The organism is Streptomyces griseoviridis (genome assembly GCF_005222485.1).
Lineage (GTDB): Bacteria > Actinomycetota > Actinomycetes > Streptomycetales > Streptomycetaceae > Streptomyces > Streptomyces hintoniae.
In genome coordinates, this window is sequence record NZ_CP029078.1 from 5,516,561 (window position 1) to 5,537,446 (window position 20,886).

At 71.3% G+C, this 20,886-nt stretch carries 17 protein-coding genes and 1 pseudogene; 13 read left to right on the forward strand and 5 right to left on the reverse strand.

Annotated elements, in window-relative coordinates:
• Positions 1–241: 241 nt before the first annotated feature.
• Positions 242–1,573 carry an alpha-2,8-polysialyltransferase family protein gene (locus DDJ31_RS23945; protein WP_127178318.1) on the reverse strand — a complete coding sequence of 444 codons (1,332 nt, stop codon included), beginning with the start codon at positions 1,571–1,573 and terminating at the stop codon, positions 242–244.
• Positions 1,573–2,559 carry a glycosyltransferase family 2 protein gene (locus DDJ31_RS23950; RefSeq protein ID WP_127178317.1) on the reverse strand — a complete coding sequence of 329 codons (987 nt, stop codon included), beginning with the start codon at positions 2,557–2,559 and terminating at the stop codon, positions 1,573–1,575. The genes DDJ31_RS23945 and DDJ31_RS23950 overlap by 1 nt, the downstream gene beginning before the upstream one ends.
• A 222-nt stretch (positions 2,560–2,781) precedes the next feature.
• Here DDJ31_RS23950 and DDJ31_RS23955 point away from each other — a divergent pair, with 222 nt between their 5' ends.
• From DDJ31_RS23955 to DDJ31_RS23970, 4 genes are read left to right on the forward strand one after another with little or no spacing between them, the layout of a single operon-like run.
• On the forward strand, positions 2,782–4,104 hold the full coding sequence (locus DDJ31_RS23955; RefSeq protein WP_127178316.1) for a DUF6716 putative glycosyltransferase: 1,323 nt from the start codon (positions 2,782–2,784) through the stop codon (positions 4,102–4,104).
• Positions 4,105–4,136: 32 nt separating this feature from the next.
• The gene (locus DDJ31_RS23960) at positions 4,137–5,363 is read left to right on the forward strand and encodes an N-acylneuraminate cytidylyltransferase (RefSeq protein ID WP_127178315.1); all 1,227 of its coding nucleotides are present in this window, start codon (positions 4,137–4,139) and stop codon (positions 5,361–5,363) included.
• A 14-nt stretch (positions 5,364–5,377) separates the two neighbouring features.
• Entirely contained in the window at positions 5,378–6,316 is a 939-nt protein-coding gene (locus DDJ31_RS23965; RefSeq protein WP_127178314.1) for an N-acetylneuraminate synthase family protein, read from the forward strand.
• A 26-nt stretch (positions 6,317–6,342) separates the two neighbouring features.
• Positions 6,343–7,407, forward strand: coding sequence for a hypothetical protein (locus DDJ31_RS23970; RefSeq protein ID WP_127178313.1), 1,065 nt, complete (start codon positions 6,343–6,345; stop codon positions 7,405–7,407).
• A 16-nt stretch (positions 7,408–7,423) separates the two neighbouring features.
• Here the strand turns inward: DDJ31_RS23970 and DDJ31_RS23975 are convergent, their stop codons facing one another.
• On the reverse strand, positions 7,424–8,104 hold the full coding sequence (locus DDJ31_RS23975) for a class I SAM-dependent DNA methyltransferase (protein ID WP_240678097.1): 681 nt from the start codon (positions 8,102–8,104) through the stop codon (positions 7,424–7,426).
• A 337-nt stretch (positions 8,105–8,441) separates the two neighbouring features.
• Here DDJ31_RS23975 and DDJ31_RS23980 point away from each other — a divergent pair, with 337 nt between their 5' ends.
• The 8 genes from DDJ31_RS23980 (at position 8,442) to DDJ31_RS24015 (ending at position 18,332) form a co-directional block, all read left to right on the forward strand.
• Positions 8,442–9,686: a M20 family metallopeptidase gene (locus tag DDJ31_RS23980; RefSeq protein WP_127178312.1), complete on the forward strand. Its 1,245-nt coding sequence runs from the start codon at positions 8,442–8,444 to the stop codon at positions 9,684–9,686.
• Between the two features lie 241 nt (positions 9,687–9,927).
• Positions 9,928–10,998, forward strand: coding sequence for a BMP family lipoprotein (locus DDJ31_RS23985; RefSeq protein WP_127178311.1), 1,071 nt, complete (start codon positions 9,928–9,930; stop codon positions 10,996–10,998).
• A 219-nt stretch (positions 10,999–11,217) separates the two neighbouring features.
• A complete protein-coding gene (locus tag DDJ31_RS23990) occupies positions 11,218–12,273 on the forward strand; it encodes a BMP family lipoprotein (protein WP_127178310.1) in 1,056 nt (351 codons plus the stop codon).
• Positions 12,274–12,497: 224 nt separating this feature from the next.
• On the forward strand, positions 12,498–14,195 hold the full coding sequence (locus DDJ31_RS23995; RefSeq protein ID WP_127178309.1) for an ABC transporter ATP-binding protein: 1,698 nt from the start codon (positions 12,498–12,500) through the stop codon (positions 14,193–14,195).
• Complete coding sequence (locus DDJ31_RS24000; protein WP_127178308.1) at positions 14,192–15,316, forward strand: ABC transporter permease; 1,125 nt, start codon at positions 14,192–14,194, stop codon at positions 15,314–15,316. The genes DDJ31_RS23995 and DDJ31_RS24000 overlap by 4 nt, the downstream gene beginning before the upstream one ends.
• Positions 15,313–16,575: an ABC transporter permease gene (locus tag DDJ31_RS24005; protein WP_127178307.1), complete on the forward strand. Its 1,263-nt coding sequence runs from the start codon at positions 15,313–15,315 to the stop codon at positions 16,573–16,575. Before DDJ31_RS24000 ends, DDJ31_RS24005 begins: the two co-directional genes overlap by 4 nt.
• Complete coding sequence (locus DDJ31_RS24010; protein WP_127178306.1) at positions 16,572–16,964, forward strand: cytidine deaminase; 393 nt, start codon at positions 16,572–16,574, stop codon at positions 16,962–16,964. Before DDJ31_RS24005 ends, DDJ31_RS24010 begins: the two co-directional genes overlap by 4 nt.
• Before the next feature lie 90 nt (positions 16,965–17,054).
• Complete coding sequence (locus DDJ31_RS24015; protein WP_127178305.1) at positions 17,055–18,332, forward strand: thymidine phosphorylase; 1,278 nt, start codon at positions 17,055–17,057, stop codon at positions 18,330–18,332.
• Between the two features lie 72 nt (positions 18,333–18,404).
• Here DDJ31_RS24015 and DDJ31_RS24020 read toward each other — a convergent pair whose 3' ends face one another.
• Positions 18,405–19,325, reverse strand: a complete 921-nt coding sequence (locus DDJ31_RS24020) for an AEC family transporter (protein ID WP_127178304.1) — start codon at positions 19,323–19,325, stop codon at positions 18,405–18,407.
• Positions 19,326–19,514: 189 nt separating this feature from the next.
• Between DDJ31_RS24020 and DDJ31_RS39305 the strand changes: the two are divergent.
• Positions 19,515–19,712 (forward strand): annotated as a pseudogene (locus DDJ31_RS39305) (STAS domain-containing protein); the annotation flags it as partial.
• Between the two features lie 30 nt (positions 19,713–19,742).
• Here DDJ31_RS39305 and DDJ31_RS24030 read toward each other — a convergent pair.
• On the reverse strand, positions 19,743–20,762 hold the full coding sequence (locus tag DDJ31_RS24030; RefSeq protein WP_127178303.1) for a sigma-70 family RNA polymerase sigma factor: 1,020 nt from the start codon (positions 20,760–20,762) through the stop codon (positions 19,743–19,745).
• Positions 20,763–20,886 lie beyond the last annotated feature (124 nt).

Consider the following 20,886-nt stretch of genomic DNA (forward strand, 5'->3'; position numbering starts at 1 on the left):
GTGCCCGGCCGGTCCGGGAAACGGAGCCGTCCGCCGCACCCTAGGCGCCGCGCCCGCGTGATCCCGGCCCACCCGACGGCGTGCCGGTCCGCCCGCGCCCTGGTTCACCTGCCCGCAGTAGCGTTTCTGCACAGCGGGCGCCGACGCCGACGCCGACGCCGTGAGTCGCCGTCGTCCCCCGTCCCTCGTGGCCCCGTGGCCCCGTCCCCCGTGGCCCCGTCCCCCGTAGCCCCGTCCCCCCTCAGCCCTTGACCGCTCGTCGCAACGCCCGTGCCCTGCGGACCACGCGGCGGGCCGTCGCGTTGTGGGGGAGGAACGCCAGGCGTTCCGGGATGCCGCCCGGTAGGCCCAGCGACGTCAGGCGGCGCTTCTTGAAGTAGCGGCGGGTGCGCGGGCCCAGGTGCCGGGTCAGATAGCGTTCCGCCGCCGTCCGCAGGCCCGGGTACAGCTGGGCCTGCATGGTGAAGCCGACGGCCTCGACCAGCCCGGTGAGCTGGTCCTGCGGGATCGTCTCCTCGCCCGCGCGGTCCTCCAGGTCGGGCAGCAGCGCGTCCGCGAGCACGGCCGGCATCCGGTTGCTGTTCTGGTACGGGGTGAGCCGCTCCAGGAGCCGTTCGGTGCCGATCCGGGCGACCGGCAGGCCGTAGAACGCGGACGCGGTGAACAGCGCGGTCGAGAAGCAGCCCACGACCAGTCCGGGCGGCGACTTCTCGAACAGCACCTCGGCGAGGACCGGCAGGTCGAGGACGGTCAGCGTGACGCCCAGCTTCTCGGCCTCGGCCTCCAGGGCGCGGCTGTAGCGGGCCGGCGCGGTGGGGTGCGGCTTGAAGACGATCTCCCGGTGGCCGCGCGCGACGGCGCCGCGCACCATCCGCACATGCAGCTCCTCCTCCTCGTCGGGGGAGAGGATGTCGAGCGCGGACAGGTACTGCCCGAGCAGCAGCGCCGAGTTGTCCGGAAGCACCGGCAACTCCGGTACCGCCGAGGTGAGTTCGCTCATCGACTTGAGGAAAGCGGTGGTCGGCACCAGCTCCGCGGGCACGCCGAACTCGGTGAGCAGCAGCGGCGTGAGCCCCGGCACCAGGTCCAGGTGGAGCAGCCTGCGCACCCGGGTGCCGACCAGCGGGTCGAGCTTGTTGCGGGTGGGCCCGTAGCTCATCAGGCCGTCGGCGTAGACGTGCACCGGCGCCTCGGGGAACAGCTGCGCCACCGTGAGGGCCGGGGTGACCTGGATGGACTCCACGACCAGCTCGACCCGGTCGTCGCCGAGGCCCCACAGCAGCCGCAGATGGCGCTCCAGGATCGGCACGTCGTCGGCGCGCGGGGTCCAGGAGCCGGGGTGGAAGGGCCGGATGGCCTCGTTCCACGACAGGACGGCGTCGAAGTGGGCGCGCAGCGGCTCGAACCCGGGCATCTCGTCGACGGCCGGGGTGGTCTCCGGGGTCGCGGAGTTGTTGAAGACGAGGAGCAGCCTGCGGTCCTCCTCCGTGAAGCAGTCGGAGTCGATCGCGGCGGCCAGCGTGGCGGCGCCGTACAGCGTCGAGACGCAGAAGATCCGGGTGGTACGGGACATCAGGCAGCCGCCTTCGCGGTGGTGATCCGGCGCCGCAGCCGCCGCAGTTGGGCGGAGCGGTCCAGGTCCATGGTGTCGAGCACGTCGCCCAGCGCGCGCTGCGGCATCCGCCGGACGGCGGCGGCGCTCATCGTGCGCAGCTGCTTGGCGACGGCCGGTTCCCATTTGGTCTGGTCGGACAGGTGGTGGGCGATGATCGCGCAGTAGGTGCGCACGGCCTTGGGCAGCAGCCGGTCGGCGTCCGGGTCCTTCGCGGTCTCCTCGATGACCTGGTCGAAGGCGCGGATGAAGTCGAGCTGGCGGACGTCGCCGATCTGGGTCAGCGAGGACGCCACCCCGCGCCGGTAGAAGACGCCGAGCAGGCTCACCACGGCGAACGACTCCGCCTCCCGGTGCAGCTTCCAGATCCACGGCCGGTCCTCGGCCGTCCGCAGTCCGTCGGTGAAGTGCAGCAGGCCCCGGTCGACCAGCCGGCGGTGGTAGGCGCCGGCCCACGCGTAGGCGTAGTCCACGGAGGTGGTCCGGTCGGCCGGCAGGATCGCCTCCCGCGGGTCGAGCACCTCGCGGCGCCGCCCGTGCGGTACCCGGTGCACGGTCCTGGCGCGCGCGGTGGTCTGGACGTGGTCGGTGCGCACGAAGTCGCAGCCCAACTCCTCGATGGCGGCGACCAGTTGAGCGTAGTAGCCGGGCGCCACCCAGTCGTCGCCGTCCAGGAACGTCAGGTACTCGCCGCGCGCGGCGTCCAGGCCGGTGTTGCGCGCGGTGGCGAGCCCTCCGTTCTTCTCGTGGCGGAGGTAGCGGACCTGGGCCACATCGGAGAGCTGCTCGGCCGCACGTTCGAGAATGGCCGGAGTCTCGTCCTTCGAATGGTCGTCCACCAGCACGAATTCAAAATCCGGGTGGGCGTTCAGGCGAAGGCTCCGGAGAGTGTCCGGGGCGTATTGCTGCACGTTGTAGAACGGCACGATCACGGAAAGCTTGGGCACCCGCAAAACGCTAGGGGCCGGCCCGGAGCCGGAACTTTCCGGTATGCGTACAGGGGGTGAACTCCATGTGGCGGAACGGTGCATCGCCTGTACTTCCGGGGGTTTCCCGGGCCAGTTCGGCTCACGGCGGGGTGTTGTTAACTTTTTGTTGAGGTGCGGTTGGGCCGCGCCTAGGAATTGCTTCCTAGCGTCTACGACGTGCCACCACGTACACCGAAACCCATGCGCATCGCGGTCCTCGCGGACTCCGACACCCGATGGAAATGGGGGGCGTTGACCGCGGCCCGTATCGCACCGGGTCCCCCCATGGAAGCCGCACCGCGCGAGGACGCGCAAGTCGGCCCGCGACTCGACGGATTCCTGCTGCGCGGCCGCTCCACGCCGACCGCCAGGCAGCTCGCCGAGGTGGGCGTGCGCGCCGACTCCCTCACCGAGGTCACCGCGGGCGAGTTCCTGCGCGCGATGACCGAGGAGACGTACGACCTCGTCGTGCTCGCGCTGGTCGGCGGCGGTGTACAGGCCATGCTGCACGGGCTCGGGCACGCCTGGGCGGGCCGGGAGCGGCGGCCCGTCGTCGTCACCGGCTATGTCGGCGTCGTCTACGAGAAGCTCGCCGACGGTCTGCTGCTGCGGCACGGCGCGGACCTGGTGCTCGCCAACTCCCGTCAGGACGCGGAGCGTTTCCGCGCCGTGTACGAGGGGGTCGGCGCCGACGCCTCCGCGGTCACCGAGGTGGCCCTGCCGTTCCTCGGCGGCGCCCCCTACGAAGGTGAACACGCCCCGTACACCGTGGTGTTCGCCGCCCAGCCGTCCGTACCGGACAACCGGCGCGACCGCACCTACCTGCTGGAGCGGCTCGTCCGGCACGCCCGGCAGCACCCCGAGCGCGAGGTGCTCCTCAAGCTCCGCTCCCGGCCGGGCGAACACACCACACACATCGAGGAGTTGCCGTACCAGAAGCTGGCGCAGCGGCTCGACCCGCCGGCCAACTTCCGCCTGGTGTACGGGAACATGGGCGAGGTCCTGGACCGCACCGACCTGCTGGTCACCGTCAGCTCCACGGCGGCCCTCGAATCGCTGCACCGGCGCATCCCGACCGCCGTCCTGACCGACCTCGGCGTGCGCGAGGTGCTCGGCAACCACCACTTCGTGGGCTCGGGCTGCCTCGCCTCCTGGGACCAGCTCGACGCGGGACACGCTCCCGGGCCCGACCCGCGGTGGGTGGCCCGCCAGGGCGTGGCCGCGGACGGCGGCTACGCCACCGCCTTCGACGCGGCCCGCGAGCGGATCGCGGGGCTCCTCGACGGCCGGGACCCGATGCCGCCCCTCACCCCGTACTACACGCCCCGGACCGCGCCCGGCTATCTGCCCGGCATCCTCGCCCGCCACCACCTCGGCCCCGACGGCGGCCCGCTGCCCGGCGCGCCCGCCGCCGACCGGGATCCGGGACCCGTCCGCCAGATCGTCCGCCGCGCGGCCCGCGGCGCCTACCGGCACGGCGTCCAGCGCGTCGCTCCCGTCATCCGGCGGATGGGGGAGCTGTGAGCGCGTCCCCGAACTCCCAAGGAGAACAGGTCATGTCCGACCCAGCAGCCAGGGTGCGCCGCGTCCTCGCCGTGATCCCCGCGCGCGGCGGCTCCAAGGGGGTGCCCGCGAAGAACCTCGCCCCCGTCGGGGGCGTGCCGCTGGTGGTCCGCGCGGTCCGCGAGTGCCGCTTGGCCCGCCTCGTCACGGACGTCGTGGTCTCCACCGACGACCAGGCCATCGCCGCCGCGGCCCGTGCGGCGGGCGCCGAGGTGGTGCTGCGCCCGGCCGCCATCGCCGGTGACACCGCGACCTCGGAGGCGGCCGTCCTGCACGCCATGGACAGCCACGAGGCGCTGCACGGCGCCCCGGTCGACGTGGTCCTGCTCGTGCAGTGCACCAGCCCCTTCCTGGTCGGCGAGGACGTCGACGCGGTGGCCGGCGCGGTCGCCGTGCAGGGCGCCGACACCGCCGTCGCGGTCGCCCCGTTCCACGGCTTCGTGTGGCGGCACGCCGACGCCGAGGACGCGGCGGCCGAGGGCGGGCACGGCGTCAACCACGACAAGTCGTTCAGGCCGCGCCGCCAGGACCGCCCGCAGGACTTCCTGGAGACCGGCGCCGCCTACGCGATGGACGCCACCGGCTTCCGCGCGCACCGGCACCGCTTCTTCGGCCGCACCGAGCTGGTGCGCACCGACCCGGCGCGGGTCCTGGAGATCGACGACCCGCACGAGCTGGCCCGCGCCCGCGCGCTGGCCCCCCTCTTCGACGCACAGCGCCCCGGCGCTCTGCCGACCGCCGACGACATCGACGCGGTCGTACTGGACTTCGACGGCACCCAGACCGACGACCGGGTGCTGATCGACGCCGATGGAAAGGAGTTCGTCTCCGTGCACCGCGGCGACGGACTCGGCATCGCGGCCCTGCGCAAGAGCGGCCTGTCGATGCTGATCCTCTCCACGGAGCAGAACCCGGTCGTCGCCGCACGGGCCGGGAAGCTCAAGATCCCGGTCCTGCACGGCATCGACCGGAAGGACCTCGCGCTGAAGCAGTGGTGCGAGGAGCAGGGCATCGCGCCCGAGCGCGTGCTCTACGTCGGCAACGACGTCAACGACCTCCCGTGCTTCGCCCTCGTGGGCTGGCCCGTGGCGGTCGCGAGCGCCCACGACGTGGTACGCGGCGCCGCCCGTGCGGTCACCACCGTCCCCGGTGGCGACGGCGCGATCCGAGAGATCGCCAGCTGGATCCTCGGCCCCTCTCTCGACTCCCTCGAAAAGTAAGGACAGTTCCTGCCATGAGCACCAACTCCCGCATCCGCTCCTTCGGTTCGCGCGAGGCCGGCCCCGGCCGCCCCGTCTACATCTGCGGCGAGATCGGCATCAACCACAACGGTGAGCTGGAGAACGCCTTCAAGCTCATCGACGCGGCGGCCGAAGCCGGCTGTGACGCCGTCAAGTTCCAGAAGCGCACCCCGGAGATCTGCACCCCGCGCGACCAGTGGGACATCGAGCGCGACACCCCCTGGGGCCGGATGACGTACATCGACTACCGCCACCGCGTGGAGTTCGGCGAGGACGAGTACCGCCAGATCGACGAGTACTGCAGGACCAAGAACATCGACTGGTTCGCCTCCCCGTGGGACACCGAGGCCGTCGCCTTCCTGGAGAAGTTCGACGTCCCCGCCCACAAGGTCGCCTCCGCCTCCCTCACCGACGACGAGCTGCTGCGCGCCCTGCGTGCCACCGGCCGCACGGTGATCCTCTCCACCGGCATGTCGACGCCGAAGCAGATCAGGCACGCCGTCGAGGTCCTCGGCTCGGACAACATCCTGATGTGCCACGCCACGTCGACCTACCCGGCGCAGGCGGAGGAGCTGAACCTCCGCGTCATCAACACCCTCCAGGCCGAGTTCCCGAACGTGCCGATCGGCTACTCGGGCCACGAGACGGGCCTGCAGACCACGCTGGCCGCCGTCGCGCTCGGCGCCACCTTCGTCGAGCGCCACATCACCCTGGACCGCGCGATGTGGGGCTCCGACCAGGCCGCCTCCGTCGAGCCGCAGGGCCTGACCCGGCTGGTCCGCGACATCCGCACCATCGAGTCCTCGCTCGGCGACGGCGTCAAGAAGGTCTACGACTCGGAGCTGGGCCCGATGAAGAAGCTGCGCCGCGTCCCCGGCGTCGTCGCCGAGGCGGAGATCGCCGCCGCCGCGGGCGAGCCGGTCTCGGTCTGACACACCCCACGGACGGTTCCACGTCGATGAGTCTTCGCGCCGGATCGGCCGGCCACCCCACTCTCGCCTTCGTCGAGAGCCCGGTGCAGCTCCTCAACGTGCTGGAGTGGGCGCACGCCCACGCGCCCGGCGCGGAGCTCACCCTCGTCGTGCTGTCCCCGATCGACCCGATGACCCGCGGCCAGCTGCGCCGGATGGCGGAGCTGGCCCGCGAGGAGGGCCACCAGGTGCGCTGGGAGGAGGCCAGGGGCGGTCCGGCGGCGCCGTTCCAGACCATCGGCGGCCTGACCGGCCTGCTCAGGCGGGCCTCCCGGATCGTCCTGGGCGACCCGTTCTCCCGGTACGTGCAGCTGCTGCTGACCATCACCAGCGCCCGCGATCTCGTCGTCGTCGACGACGGCACCGCGACCATGGAGTTCGTCGCCCAGCTGGCCCGCGGCGAGCGGCTGGTGCGCTGGCACCGCAAGGGCGGCCGGCCGGGCCCGCGCGACCTGGTCTTCGCGCCGGTGTCGTCGGTGGCGCGGCGCCGTCTCACGCCGAGCGGGAAGCGGCGGGTGACGGTGTTCTCGTCGATGCCGGTGACCGACAGGCCCGCCGGCGTGACCGTCGACGCCAACGACTTCGCCTGGACCCGCGCCAGGTTCGGCCCGCCGCGCATCACCAAGGGCGCGGACCTGGTCGGCACCTCCCTGGTGGAGACCGGTGTGGTGGACGGCGAGCACTATCTGGAGGCGGTGCGCACGCTGGCCAAGGCGCACGGCGTCACCCGCTACTTCGCGCACCGCAGGGAGAGCACCGAGAAGCTGCACCGGCTGGCCGTGGAGACGGGACTGGAGATCGTCCGCCCCGACCTGCCGCTCGAACTGATCGCCCGCCGCGGCCCGATCGGGCGCACCGTCCTCAGCTTCCCCTCCACCGTCGTGCACACCCTGCCGCTGGCCCTGGCGGGCACCGAGGTGCGGGTCGCGGTCTGCGACATCGACCCGGCGTGGCTGACCCAGCACGCCTCCCCGCGCGCCCAGGGCTTCCTGTCCGGCGTCACGGGCACCGCCAGGGACGTCCACCGGCTCCAGGCGGTCAGCGCCGTCTGACGCGCCCCCCGGGAGGTCAGACCGCCTTGTGCGCCAGCAGATAGGCGCGCGGGCGGCTCTCGCCGTCCAGGGCCTCCCGCACCACCCGCGCGGACAGCCGCAGCCCGGCCTTCGTCAGATGCCCGACGACGGTCTCCGGGGCGCGGAAGTGGTAGTCGAGGTCCATCGGGTGGCCGAACCGCTCCGCGAGGTGCAGCCGCTCGGTCGTCCCGTCGGCGGAGCCGCTCTGGAACCCCAGCAGCACCTGCCCGCCCGGCACCAGCACCCGGTGGAACTCGGCGAGGACGGCGGTCAGCCGGCCGTCCGGGATGTGGATCAGCGAGTAGAGCGCCACGATCCCGCCGACCGTGGCGTCCGGCAGGTCGAGGGCGGTCATCGAGCCGACGTGGAAGCGCAGCCCCGGATGGGTGCGGCGGGCCAGCGCCACCGTGCGGGGCGACAGGTCGACGCCGAAGACCGGCACCCCGAGCGCGTCGAGCCGGGCGGTGAGGTGGCCGGGGCCGCTGCCCACGTCGGCCACCGGGGCGGGGCCCGCCGCCCGCACCAGCTCCACGAAGGCGTGCAGCAGGGCGCGGTCCACCGGCAGGTCGTCCATCGCGTCGTCGGGGAAGCGTGCCGCGTACTCCTCCGCCATCGCGTCGTAGGCGTGCCGGGTCCTGTCGATGAAGTCCGGGTCCCCCGGGGTGTCGGCGCTCACGGCCCCGCACCCTAGCGGCCGCGGCGCCCGGCTCGCTCCGTGTGGCGTGAACGTCACGCGGAGGCAATGATTCCGGTATCCGGGCGCGGTGCGCTCCGCCGGTTGATCCCGACAGATGAACACTCCGCCCGGGGCCGAGCGGACCGTGATATCCGTGGAGAGTGTCACTCTCCGTCGTTCTCATGATCCACTCGACGGAAATCGGCGAGTTTACCCATCTCCATCGACGGCTATGCGCGGGACGGCCGGCTTTTCTTCGCCTGACGGGCTGAAGTTTTGTTGATCGTGGGGCAGTTGACCCCCTCCGCGTCCTACCCTTCAGAGGGTGAAGCAACTGATGTCACCAGAGACCGAGGCCGCTCCTTCCGCGGAAGCCACGCTTCCCGGCACGCTCTCCGACGTGCTGCGTGCCGAACTCGTCGCGTTCCGCCGGGACCTCCACATGCACCCGGAACTCGGCAACCAGGAGTTCCGCACCACCGCGGCGATCAAGGACCGCCTGGAGGAGGCCGGCCTGAAGCCGCGGGTGCTCCCGCTCGGCACCGGGCTCATCTGTGACATCGGGGAGTGGGACGGCGGCCGGCCCATGCTGGCGCTGCGCGCCGACATCGACGCCCTGCCCATCCCGGACACGAAGAGTGACTGCGCGTACCGCTCCACCGTGCCGGGCCGGGCCCACGCCTGCGGCCACGACGTGCACACCACCGTCGTCCTCGGCGCCGGACTGGTGCTGGCCGAACTGCACCGCGAGGGCCGGCTGCCGCGCCCGGTGCGGCTGCTGTTCCAGCCCGCCGAGGAGGTGCTGCCGGGCGGCGCGGCCGACGCCATCGAGTGCGGGGTGCTCGACGGGGTCGGCCGGATCATCGCGGTGCACTGCGACCCCAAGGTGGAGGCGGGCCGGATCGGTCTGCGGCACGGCGCGATCACCTCGGCCTGCGACCGCCTGGAGGTCGCCCTCGACGGCCCCGGCGGCCACACCGCCCGCCCGCACCTCACCACCGACCTGGTCACCGCCGTCGCCCGGGTGGTCACCGACGTGCCCGCCCTGGTCGCCCGGCGGATCGACAGCCGCAGCGGCCTCGCGGTCACCTGGGGCCGGATCGAGTCGGGCCACGCCCCGAACGTGATCCCGCAGCACGCCGAGCTGTCCGGCACCGTCCGCTGCCTCGACCTGCCGTCCTGGCGGCAGGCGCCCGACCTGGTGGTCGCCGCGATCGACGAGGTGGCCAACCTGCACCGGGCCAAGTCGGAGATCACCTATGTGCGGGGCGTCCCGCCGGTCGTCAACGACGCGGACGTCACCGACCTGCTGCACGACGCGATGGTGGCCAGGCGCGGCCCCGACTCCGTCGAGGGCACCGAGCAGAGCCTGGGCGGCGAGGACTTCTCCTGGTACCTGGAGCACGTGCCCGGCGCGATGGCCAGGCTCGGCGTCCGCGCCCCGGGCGAGCGCACCGCCCGCGACCTGCACCAGGGCGACTTCGACGCCGACGAGTACGCGATCACCGTCGGCGTGGAGCTGTTCACGGCCACCGCGCTGCTCGACGCGGCCGACGACGCCACCGCCTCGGCCGCCTCCTGAACCGGACGGGACGGAGGGGCGACACCATGCCCGGTCGGTGCCCCTTCGTCCCCTTGTGTCACCCGGGTGTAACCGGCGGCGCGCAAACGTAACCGGCTGTCGGCACGGTTCGATAACGGCCGCGAGGAACACCGTTCCCCTCCCCTTCTACGCGCGTTACTGTGCGCCGCAATCGCCACCGAAGGCGGCACAAGGGGAAGCGGGCCGGCGACGGTGCCGTGGGGACGAAGGGGTGCTTGCTGTGCGTCAGATATCTCGGAGGAGAACGTTCTCCCGGGCCGCGGTCGCCGTCGCGGTCGTCGTGCTCGCCGCCGCCGGCTGCGGCAAGTCCAGCACCGACACCTCCAGCGGTGACGAGGACTCCGGAAAGTACTCGGGCAAGGGCATCGGGCTCGCCTACGACATCGGCGGCAAGGGCGACCAGTCGTTCAACGACGCCGCCTACGCGGGCTTCCAGAAGGCCGAGAAGGAGTTCAAGATCAGCGGCCGGGACGTCGAGCCCAGCGACAACGAGACCGACGCGGACAAGGTGCAGCGCCTCGAACAGCTCGCCAAGTCGGGCTACAACCCGATCATCGGCGTCGGCTATGTCTACGGGCCGGCGGTCAAGGAGGTCGCCGCCAAGTACCCGAAGATCACCTTCGGCATCATCGACGACAGCACCGTCCAGGCGAAGAACGTCGCCGACATGGTCTTCCACGAGGAGCAGGCCTCGTACCTGGCCGGGGTCGCCGCCGCCAAGGCGACCAAGAAGAACCACATCGGCTTCATCGGCGGCGTCGACATCCCGCTGATCCACAAGTTCGAGGCCGGGTTCGACCAGGGCGCCAAGTCGGTCAACCCGAAGATCAAGATCGAGTCGCAGTATCTGACCCAGACCGCCCAGGAGGGCGGCTTCTCCAGCCCCGACAAGGGCAAGGACGCGGCCAACGGCCAGATCGAGGCCGGCGCCGACGTGCTCTACCACGCGGCCGGCCTCTCCGGGCAGGGCGTGATCCAGTCGGCGGCCGAGCACAAGATGTGGGCCATCGGAGTGGACTCCGACCAGTACGCGCAGTCCTCGCTCGCCAAGTACAAGGAGTACATCCTCGGCTCGGCGCTGAAGAACGTCGGCGGCGCGGTCTACGAGCTGGCCAAGTCCGTCGTGGACGGCAAGCCGCTGAGCGGCGAGGTGCGCGGCGACCTCGCGTCGGGCGGCGTCGGATTCGCCGACACCAACCCGAAGTACCAGGCCATGACGGCAGTGGTGGCGGCCGTCGACAAGGCCAAGCAGGACATCATCGACGGTAAGGTCACCGTCAAAACGGAGTGACCGGTTCCGCACCCCCCGAGCCCGTCCGGGTCACCCGGTGATCGCGTGCGCCCCTTGCGTCCCGCAAGGGGCGCGCCGCTGTCCGTCATCAGCCCCCAAAACTGTGGCCACAGCTCGGTAACGGACCGGACAGAAGGGGTTTTCCGTCTGGTCTACGCGCGTTACGCTGCGGCGGAACCAGCGCCTGGTTTGGGCGCTTGCACAAAGGAGTCTCGTTCCATGCGCCGGGTGTCCCGTATCGCGGTTGCAGGCGTTGCAACTGCGGCTCTTGCCGTCACTGTTTCCGCCTGCGGATCCAGCTCGACCAGCTCATCTTCCTCCTCTTCCTCCTCCGGTGGCGCCAAGGGCCTGGCCCTCGCCTACGACGTCGGCGGCAAGGGCGACCAGTCCTTCAACGACGCTGCCACGGCCGGTCTCGACCAGGCCGACAAGGAGTTCGGCTACAAGTCCACCGCGGTCGAGCCGCAGGACGGCGAGTCCGACGCGGACAAGGTGCAGCGCCTCGAGCAGCTCGCCAAGTCGGGCTACAACCCGATCATCGGCGTCGGCTTCGCGTACGCGCCGGCCGTCAAGGAGGTCGCCGCCAAGCACCCGAAGGTCACCTTCGGCATCGTGGACGACGACACCATCAAGGCCGACAACGTGGCCGACCTGGTCTTCCACGAGGAGCAGGCGTCCTACCTGGCCGGCGTCGCCGCCGCCAAGGCCACCAAGACCAACACGGTCGGCTTCATCGGCGGTGTGGACGTGCCGCTGATCCACAAGTTCGAGGCGGGCTTCAAGCAGGGCGTCCAGGACACCAAGAAGAGCGTCACGGTCAAGTCGCAGTACCTGACCGAGACGGCCGCCGAGGGTGGCTTCTCCAGCCCCGACAAGGGCGAGAGCGCCGCCGAGGGCCAGATCGACGCGGGCGCGGACGTCGTCTACGCCGCCGCCGGCCTCTCCGGCCAGGGCGTCATCAAGGCCGCCGCCGCGCACAAGATCTGGGCGATCGGCGTCGACTCCGACCAGTACAAGCAGGACGCGCTGGCGAAGTACAAGGACTCGATCCTCACCTCGGCCATGAAGAACGTGCAGGGCGCGGTCTTCGAGCTGGCCAAGTCGGTGCACGACGGCAAGCCCGAGACCGGCGAGGTCCGCGGCAGCCTGGAGAACGGCGGCGTGAGCCTGTCGGAGTCCAACCCGGCCTTCAAGACGAACGCCGACATCCAGGCCGCGGTCAAGAAGGCCGAGGCGGGCATCAAGGACGGCAGCATCAAGGTCAAGTCCTCCTGACCTGCTGTTGGTGCCGGGCCCATGGGCCCATGGCCGGAAAGACGCTGTAATGGCAGCGTTACGGCCGCGGAACGGGGTGTGGGGACGATGATTCCTCGCGCCCCGTTCGCGCGGCAGAATGCTCGGAACGGATCGATGAAAGATCAAGATCGATCAGGTCCGGGCACTATTTAAAGCAGGGGCGCTACGCGCGTAGATGGCCCCTTTCCCGAGGAGAGTGCGCCATCGACGCGACCAGCAGCCCTCCGCTCGACGATCGGACGACGATCGCGGTCGAGCTGGCGGGGATCACCAAGAGGTTTCCCGGTGTCGTCGCCAACCACGACATCCACCTCACCGTCCGAAAAGGCACGGTCCACGCGCTCGTCGGTGAGAACGGCGCCGGCAAGTCGACCCTGATGAAGATCCTCTACGGCATGCAGAAGCCGGACGAGGGCACCATCGCGGTCGACGGCGTCCAGGTCACCTTCGCCAGCCCCGCCGACGCCATCGCGCGCGGCATCGGCATGGTCCACCAGCACTTCATGCTGGCCGACAACCTGACCGTCCTGGAGAACGTCGTCCTGGGCAGCGAGAAGCTGTACGGCATCGGCGGCAACGCGCGCAGGAAGATCAAGGAGATCTCCGACCGCTACGGCCTGGGCGTGCGCCCCGACGTGCTGGTCGAGGACCTCGGCGTCGCCGACCGCCAGCGCGTGGAGATCCTCAAGGTCCTCTTCCGCGGCGCCACCACCCTCATCCTCGACGAGCCCACCGCCGTCCTGGTCCCGCAGGAGGTCGACGCACTCTTCGACAACCTGCGCGAACTCAAGGCCGAGGGCCTCTCCGTCATCTTCATCTCGCACAAGCTCGGCGAGGTCCTCTCGGTCGCCGACGACATCACCGTCATCCGGCGCGGCACCACCGTCGGCACCGCGGTACCCGCCGAGACCACCCCGCGCCAGCTCGCCGAGATGATGGTCGGCAGCGAACTGCCCACCCCGGAGACCGCCGAGTCCACGGTCACCGACCGCCCGGTCGTCGAGGTCCGCGACCTCACCGTCTACGCCAGCGGCGGCGCCTCCCTCGGCGTCGACTCCGAACCGTCCGGCGGGATCGGCCTGGCCACCGAGGGCGGCGACGTCAAGAAGGTCCTCGACGGCGTCACCTTCACCATCCACGCCGGTGAGGTCATGGGCATCGCCGGCGTCGAGGGCAACGGCCAGACCGAGCTGATCGACGCGCTCATCGGCACCAAGAACGCCGACTCCGGGGCCATCGCCTTCCTCGGCGAGGACATCACCGGCTGGACCACCCGCAAGCGCCGGGTGGGCGGCGTCGGCTACATCCCCGAGGACCGGCACCGCCAGGGACTGCTCCTTGAGGCGCCGCTGTGGGAGAACCGCATCCTCGGCCATGTCACCGAGACGCCCAACGCCAAGGGCTTCTGGCTCACCCCGAAGGCCGCCCAGGCCGACACCCGCAGGATCGTCGAGGAGTACGACGTCCGCACCCCAGGCATCGACGTCACCGCGGCCTCGCTCTCCGGCGGCAACCAGCAGAAGCTGATCGTCGGCCGCGAGATGAGCCACGAGCCCAAGTTCCTGATCGCCGCCCACCCCACCCGGGGTGTGGACGTCGGCGCCCAGGCGCAGATCTGGGACCGCATCAGGGAGGCCCGCCGCCAGGGACTCGCGGTGCTGCTGATCTCCGCCGACCTCGACGAGCTGATCGGCCTGTCGGACACCCTGCGGGTGATCTACAACGGCAGCCTGGTGGCGGACGCCGACCCGGCGACCATCACCCCCGAGGAGCTGGGCTCCGCCATGACGGGTGCCGCAACCGGCCACCTGGAGCACGCGGAGTCCGCTGAATCCGCTGAGACGACCGATCCCACTGACGACACCGCGGAAGCCGCCGGTCCGGAGGACGAGGCCCGATGAAGAAGTTCGACAAGGAGCGCGCGCTCCTCGCGGTGGCCGGCCCGGTCATCGCGCTCGTCGCGGCGATCCTGCTGACGTCGGTGGTGCTGCTCGCCTCCGGCAAGAACCCGTTCGAGCCCTACCGGCTGATGCTGGAGCAGGCGTCGTTCTCCGACGTCCAGGTGCTGATCCTCAACCAGGCGTCGATGTACTACATCGCGGCGCTCGCGGTGGCGGTCGGCTTCCGGATGAACCTGTTCAACATCGGCGTCGACGGCCAGTACCGGCTCGCCGCGATGATGACGGCCGTGGTCGGCGCGCACGTCGCGCTGCCGTCCGTGCTGCAGATCCCGATGCTGCTGCTGGTCGGCGCGCTCACCGGCGCCTTCTGGGCCGGCATCGCCGGTGTCCTCAAGGTCACCCGAGGGGTCAGCGAGGTCGTCGCCACGATCATGCTGAACGCCATCGCCACCAGCGTCATCGGCTACCTCACCCTCCGCGACGTGTGGGGCGTGCAGGTCGGCAACAACATGACCACCGGCACCATGAAGGACTCCGGCTGGGTCCCCGGCATCGACCTCGGCGCCGACGTCGGCGAGATCTACGGCCTGGTCTTCCTCGCCGTGCTGCTCGGCATCGCCTACTGGATCGTCCTCAACCGCACCCGCTTCGGCTTCGACCTGCGGGCCACCGGCGCCTCCGAGACCGCCGCCGCGGCCTCCGGCGTCGACGCCAAGAAGATGGTCCTCACCGCCATGCTGATCTCCGGCGCGGTCGCCGGCCTCTCCGGGCTGCCGCTGCTGCTCGGCGACGCCCACACCTACAGCCTGAGCTTCCCGACCGGACTCGGCTTCACCGGCATCACCATCGCCCTGCTCGGCCGCAACAACCCGGTCGGCATCGCCTTCGCCGCCCTGCTGATCGCCTTCCTCGACAAGGCGTCCCCGGCCCTCGACTACGCCACCCCGGTCGCGTACGAGAAGGAGATCGCGACGATCATGCAGGGCCTGATCGTCTTCGCCGTCGTCATCTCCTACGAAGCCGTCCGCCAGTGGGGCCTGCGCCGTCAGCAGCGCCAGGTCGGCATCGAGCTGGCCGCGGCCGCCCAGAACACCGAGAAGAAGGAGGTGGCGGCCCGATGAGCACCGCGACCATCACCAAGCCTCAGTCGAAGCGGCCAGGCGGCAAGAGCCGCCGCATGTCCCTGCCGGTCCTGCTGCTGGTCATCGCGGGCGTCCTGGTCCTCACCTCGGCCGTCCGTCTGATCACCGGCGCCGACGGCATCACCTCCACCGGCCAGATGTCCACCGCGCTGCGCCTCGCCGTCCCGATCGGCCTGGCCGGACTCGGCGGCCTGTGGGCCGAGCGCGCGGGCGTCGTCAACATCGGCCTCGAAGGCATGATGATCCTCGGCACCTGGTTCGGCGCCTGGGCCGGCTACCAGTGGGGCCCGTGGACGGGGATCGTGTTCGGCATCATCGGCGGCGCGCTCGGCGCGCTGCTGCACGCCGTCGCCACCGTCACCTTCAACGTGAACCACATCGTCTCCGGTGTCGCGATCAACATCCTGGCGCTCGGCACGACCCGCTACCTGTCGAAGTTCACCTTCGAGAACGCCCCGCAGGGCTCCTCCAAGCAGTCCCCGCCGATCGAGTCGCTCGGCACCTTCGACATCCCAGGGCTCTCCAGCGCGTTGTCGACCCTCAACGGCAAGCACTGGTTCCTCGTCTCCGACCTGGCCGGCCTGGTCGGCGGTCTGATCACCGACCTGTCGCCGCTCACCGTCATCGCCGTCGCCCTCGTCCCGATCTCCTGGTACGTGCTGTGGCGCACCGCGTTCGGGCTGCGGCTGCGCTCCTGCGGCGAGAACCCGGTGGCGGCCGAGTCGCTCGGCGTCAACGTCTACAAGTACAAGTACATCGCCGTGATCATCTCCGGCGGCTTCGCCGGACTCGGCGGCGCGTTCCTCTCGATCGTCGCCTCGAACGTCTACCTCGACGGCCAGACGGCCGGCCGCGGCTACATCGGCCTCGCCGCGATGATCTTCGGCAACTGGATGCCCGGCGGACTCGCCCTGGGCGCGGGCCTGTTCGGCTACACCGACAGCCTCAACCTGCGCGGCGGCACCACCAACGTGCACGCGCTGATCCTGCTCCTGGCGATCCTGCTGGTCTTCGGGGCGGCCTACCTGGTGTGGAAGAAGAAGTACACGCCCGCCGTCATCACGCTGGTCACCTCGGTGCTGATGTTCGTCTGGTACGCCACCACCAACGACGTGCCCAAGCAGGTCGTGACGGCGACCCCGTACGTCGTCACCCTGCTGGTGCTCTCGCTGTCCGCGCAGAGCCTGCGGATGCCCAAGGCGGACGGCATGCCGTACCGCAGAGGGCAGGGCAAGTGACCGTCGACTGGGAGGCGTTGCGCGCCACGGCCCGCGAGGCCATGGCGCACGCGTACGCGCCCTACTCCGGGTACCCGGTCGGGGTGGCCGCGCTGGTCGACGACGGCCGCACGGTCTCCGGGTGCAACGTCGAGAACGCGTCCTACGGGATCGGCCTGTGCGCCGAGTGCGGTCTCGTCTCCGAGTTGCAGCGCACCGGCGGCGGCCGGCTGACGCACTTCACCTGCGTCGACGGCCGCGGCGAGATCCTCGTCCCGTGCGGCCGCTGCCGCCAGCTGCTGTACGAGTTCGGCGGCCCCGACCTGCTCCTGGAGACCCCCGAGGGCATCCTGCCGCTGTCCGAGATGCTGCCCCAGGCGTTCGGCCCCGGCCATCTCACCGCGCGCTGAGCCACTCCCCACGCGGCCCCCACCGACCGGCAGGACTGGCCGGCGCGGGGGCCGCGCACATTCGTGAACGTTCGGAAGGAAAGCAAGGCCATGGACGTCATCTCCGTCATCCGCGCCAAGCGGGACCGCGGTGAACTCAGCGACGAGCAGATCGACTGGGTCATCGACGCGTACACCCGCGGGGAGGTCGCCGACGAGCAGATGTCCGCGCTCGCGATGGCCATCCTGCTCAACGGCATGAACCGCAAGGAGATCGCCCGCTGGACGGCGGCGATGATCGCCTCGGGCGAGCGCATGGACTTCTCCGCGCTCACCCGCCCGACCGCCGACAAGCACTCGACGGGCGGTGTCGGCGACAAGATCACGCTGCCGCTCGCCCCGCTCGTCGCGGCGTGCGGCGCGGCCGTCCCGCAGCTCTCCGGGCGCGGCCTCGGCCACACCGGCGGCACCCTCGACAAGCTGGAGTCGATCCCGGGCTGGCGCGCGCTGCTCTCCAACGAGGAGATGCTGTCCGTCCTCGACTCCACCGGCGCGGTGATCTGCGCGGCGGGCGACGGCCTCGCCCCGGCCGACAAGAAGCTGTACGCGCTGCGCGACGTCACCGGCACGGTGGAGGCGATCCCGCTGATCGCCTCCTCCATCATGTCGAAGAAGATCGCCGAGGGCACCGGCTCGCTGGTCCTGGACGTGAAGGTCGGCTCCGGCGCCTTCATGAAGACCATCGAGGACGCCCGTGAGCTGGCGTCCACGATGGTCGGCCTCGGCACCGACCACGGCGTGCGCACGGTCGCCCTCCTCACCGACATGTCCACCCCGCTCGGCCTCACCGCGGGCAACGCCCTCGAGGTCCGCGAGTCGGTTGAGGTCCTGGCGGGCGGCGGCCCCGCCGACGTCGTCGAGCTGACGATCGCGCTGGCCCGCGAGATGCTCGCGGCGGCGGGACTGCCCGACGCCGACCCGGCGAAGGCACTGGCCGACGGTTCCGCGATGGACGTCTGGCGCCGGATGATCGCGGCCCAGGGCGGCGACCCGGACGCGGCCCTGCCCACCTCGAAGGAGCGGCACGTCGTCACGGCCCCGGCGTCCGGTGTCCTGACCCGCCTCGACGCGTACGGCGTCGGTGTCGCCGCCTGGCGCCTTGGCGCGGGCCGGGCCCGCAAGGAGGACCCGGTGCAGGCGGCGGCGGGCGTCGAGATCCACGCCAAGCCGGGCGACACGGTCACCGCGGGCCAGCCCCTGCTGACCCTGCACACCGACACCCCCGAACGCTTCGCGTACGCCCTGGAGTCGACGGAGGGCACCTTCGACATCGCCCCCGAGGGCACCCCGTTCACGGCGACCCCGGTGGTACGGGAACGTATCGCCTGACCCGCGGTTTCCTCATACGGGTGAGCGGGGCCGGTGACTGTCCGCCGGCCCCGTTCTGCATGCTGGGACCAGTCACCCCAGCAGCGTCGCGATCACCACCAGTACCGGGACCGAGATCACCGTCGACAGCAGGATCGAGTCGCGGGCCAGGGTCTCGCCCACCTGGTAGCGGCTCGCGTAGGTGTAGAGGTTCTGGGCCGCCGGGAGCGCCGATGTGACCACCACGTCAAGCAGCAGGTGGCCGTGGAGGCCGAACAGGCCCGTCGCCAGGGCCCACGCGGCGAGCGGCTGGCCCACCGCCTTCAGGGCCACCGACAGGAACACCGGGTGCCGGTCGGCGCCCCGGCCCGGCATCGTGCTGGCGCACAGGGAGATCCCGAACGCCAGCAGCACCGCGGGGACCGACATGTTGCCGATCAGGGTCAGCGGGTCCATCACCGGGTCGGGGACCCGCAGTCCGGACGCCGCCACCGCGACCCCCAGCAGGGACGCGATGGCGATCGGGTTGGTCAGCGGGGTCAGCAGCCGCCGCCAGAGCGGGCCCTCGCCGCCCCGGCCCGACAGATCGAGGATCGTCAGCGCCACCGGCGTCACCGCGACCAGTTGGAACAGCAGGACCGGCGCCACCAGGGAGGCGTCGCCGAGGACGTACACCGCGATCGGGATGCCCAGGTTCCCGGAGTTGACGTAACTGGAGCACAGGGCGCCGATCGTGGTGCGGCCCACGCCCCAGCCGCGGGCCGCGCCGATCGCCACGAAGACGCCGGCCGCCGCCACCGTGCTCATCGCCGTCACCAGCAGCCTGCTGGAGAACACCACCGACAGGTCGGCCCGCGCGAGCGTCGTGAACAGCAGCGCGGGGGAGGCCACATGGAAGGCCAGCTTCGTCAGGACCTCCCTGCCGTGCTCGCCCAGGTACCCCTGCCGCCCGATGAGATAGCCGACGCCGATCACGACCGCGATCACCGCGAACCCCGTCAGCACGCCTTGCACGGCACCTCCCGCGCAGGTCGCGGGCGGTCGGGTATCCAGGGCGGAGCTGATCCATGGGGCATACACCCAACCCTCGTGGGGAGGAGGGCCACGGGTCAATGTGATCCCGAACGGTGGACCCGGCCGGGGCCGACGCGGCGACCCGCGATGAGTTGCGGCCGTCCGCCGGGTCTACCGCTTGTGGATGCCATGACACCCTCGGTACTCGTGCTGCGCGGCCCCGTCACCCCCGAGGAGCTGACGGGGCTCAGCGACGCCGTGCGGGCCGCCCTGCGGCCCGGCGGACCCCGGGTGGTCGTGGTCGACGTCGGCCCCCTCCGAGCCCCGGGCCTGGGCACCGTCGACACCCTGGCCCGGCTCCAGCTGGCCGCCCGCCGGGCCGGCGGGCGGATCCTGCTGCGCGGCCCCGACCCGGCCCTACGCGCCCTCCTCGACCTGGTCGGGCTGCCCGTCGACATCGAGGTGGAGCGGCACCCCGAACAGCGGGAACCACCGCTTGGTGTCGAGGTAGAAGTGGAACCCGGTGAGCCGGCCGTCTGAGATCTCCAGGACCTGGATCGCCCAGGGCGCGAACCCGCCCGCCTCCGGGTCCGGCTTGTACTGGGCGAACCCGGGCACCCCGTTGACCTGGACCGGCAGCAGCCGCGAACCCGCGCAGGCCGCGCCGATCGTCGTCATGAAACCGGCGATGTCGGCGTGGCCGGTGAGCCACAGGTCGAACGGCGGCATCGTCATGATGGCGTCCTCGTGCAGCAGCGCCGTCAACGCCGTCATGTCGTACCCCTCGAACGCCGCCACATAGCGTTCGAGCAGCTTCTGCTGCTCCTCGTCCAGCGGATCGGAGACGGCCGCGCCCGCGCCCTTGTCCTCCCGCTCCGCGAGCGTCGAACGGGCCCGCTGGAGCGCGCTGTTGACCGAGGCGACCGAGGTGTCGAGCAGCTCCGCCACCTCACTCGCCCGCCACGCGAGCACCTCCCGCAGGATCAGCACCACCCGCTGCTTGGGCGGCAGTTGCTGGAGCGCGGCCATGAACGCCAGCCGCACCGACTCCTTCGCGACCGCCGCCTCCGCCGGGTCCTCCACGGTGGGCAGCACGCGCGCGTCCGGCATCGGCTCCAGCCAGGTGTGGTCGGGGCGGGGCGAGAGCGCGGCCTGCGCCAGCGGTGTCGACGCGGACAGGTCCATCGGGCGGGCCCGCTTGTTGCCCGCCGTCAGCATGTCCAGGCACACGTTGGTCGCGATGCGGTAGAGCCAGGACCGCAGGCTGGAGCGCCCCTCGAAGGTGTCGAAGGCGCGCCAGGCCCGCACCAGGGTGTCCTGCACCGCGTCCTCGGCCTCGAAGGACGAGCCGAGCATCCGGTAGCAGTAGCCCGTCAGCTCGGTCCTGTGCTTCTCCAGCCTGATGTCGAGGTCCGTCGTCGCCGTGCCGTCGCTCATCGTCCACCCACCCCTGTGGCCTTCCTGTCGCGCGCGAGTGCGCCCAGCACTTCGGAAGCTACCGCAGGCCACCGACAATGGCCCCCGGAGCCGACAAAGCGGCAGGTGGGAGGGGGGTTGTGGC

Coding starts and splice junctions, on each gene's coding strand:
- DDJ31_RS23945 (WP_127178318.1), bottom strand. CDS start 1,573: ATGTCCCGTACCACCCGGATCTTCTGCGTCTCGACGCTGTACGGCGCC.
- DDJ31_RS23955 (WP_127178316.1), top strand. CDS start 2,782: ATGCGCATCGCGGTCCTCGCGGACTCCGACACCCGATGGAAATGGGGG.
- DDJ31_RS23960 (WP_127178315.1), top strand. CDS start 4,137: ATGTCCGACCCAGCAGCCAGGGTGCGCCGCGTCCTCGCCGTGATCCCC.
- DDJ31_RS23965 (WP_127178314.1), top strand. CDS start 5,378: ATGAGCACCAACTCCCGCATCCGCTCCTTCGGTTCGCGCGAGGCCGGC.
- DDJ31_RS23970 (WP_127178313.1), top strand. CDS start 6,343: ATGAGTCTTCGCGCCGGATCGGCCGGCCACCCCACTCTCGCCTTCGTC.
- DDJ31_RS23980 (WP_127178312.1), top strand. CDS start 8,442: ATGTCACCAGAGACCGAGGCCGCTCCTTCCGCGGAAGCCACGCTTCCC.
- DDJ31_RS23990 (WP_127178310.1), top strand. CDS start 11,218: ATGCGCCGGGTGTCCCGTATCGCGGTTGCAGGCGTTGCAACTGCGGCT.
- DDJ31_RS24000 (WP_127178308.1), top strand. CDS start 14,192: ATGAAGAAGTTCGACAAGGAGCGCGCGCTCCTCGCGGTGGCCGGCCCG.
- DDJ31_RS24005 (WP_127178307.1), top strand. CDS start 15,313: ATGAGCACCGCGACCATCACCAAGCCTCAGTCGAAGCGGCCAGGCGGC.
- DDJ31_RS24015 (WP_127178305.1), top strand. CDS start 17,055: ATGGACGTCATCTCCGTCATCCGCGCCAAGCGGGACCGCGGTGAACTC.
- DDJ31_RS24030 (WP_127178303.1), bottom strand. CDS start 20,762: ATGAGCGACGGCACGGCGACGACGGACCTCGACATCAGGCTGGAGAAG.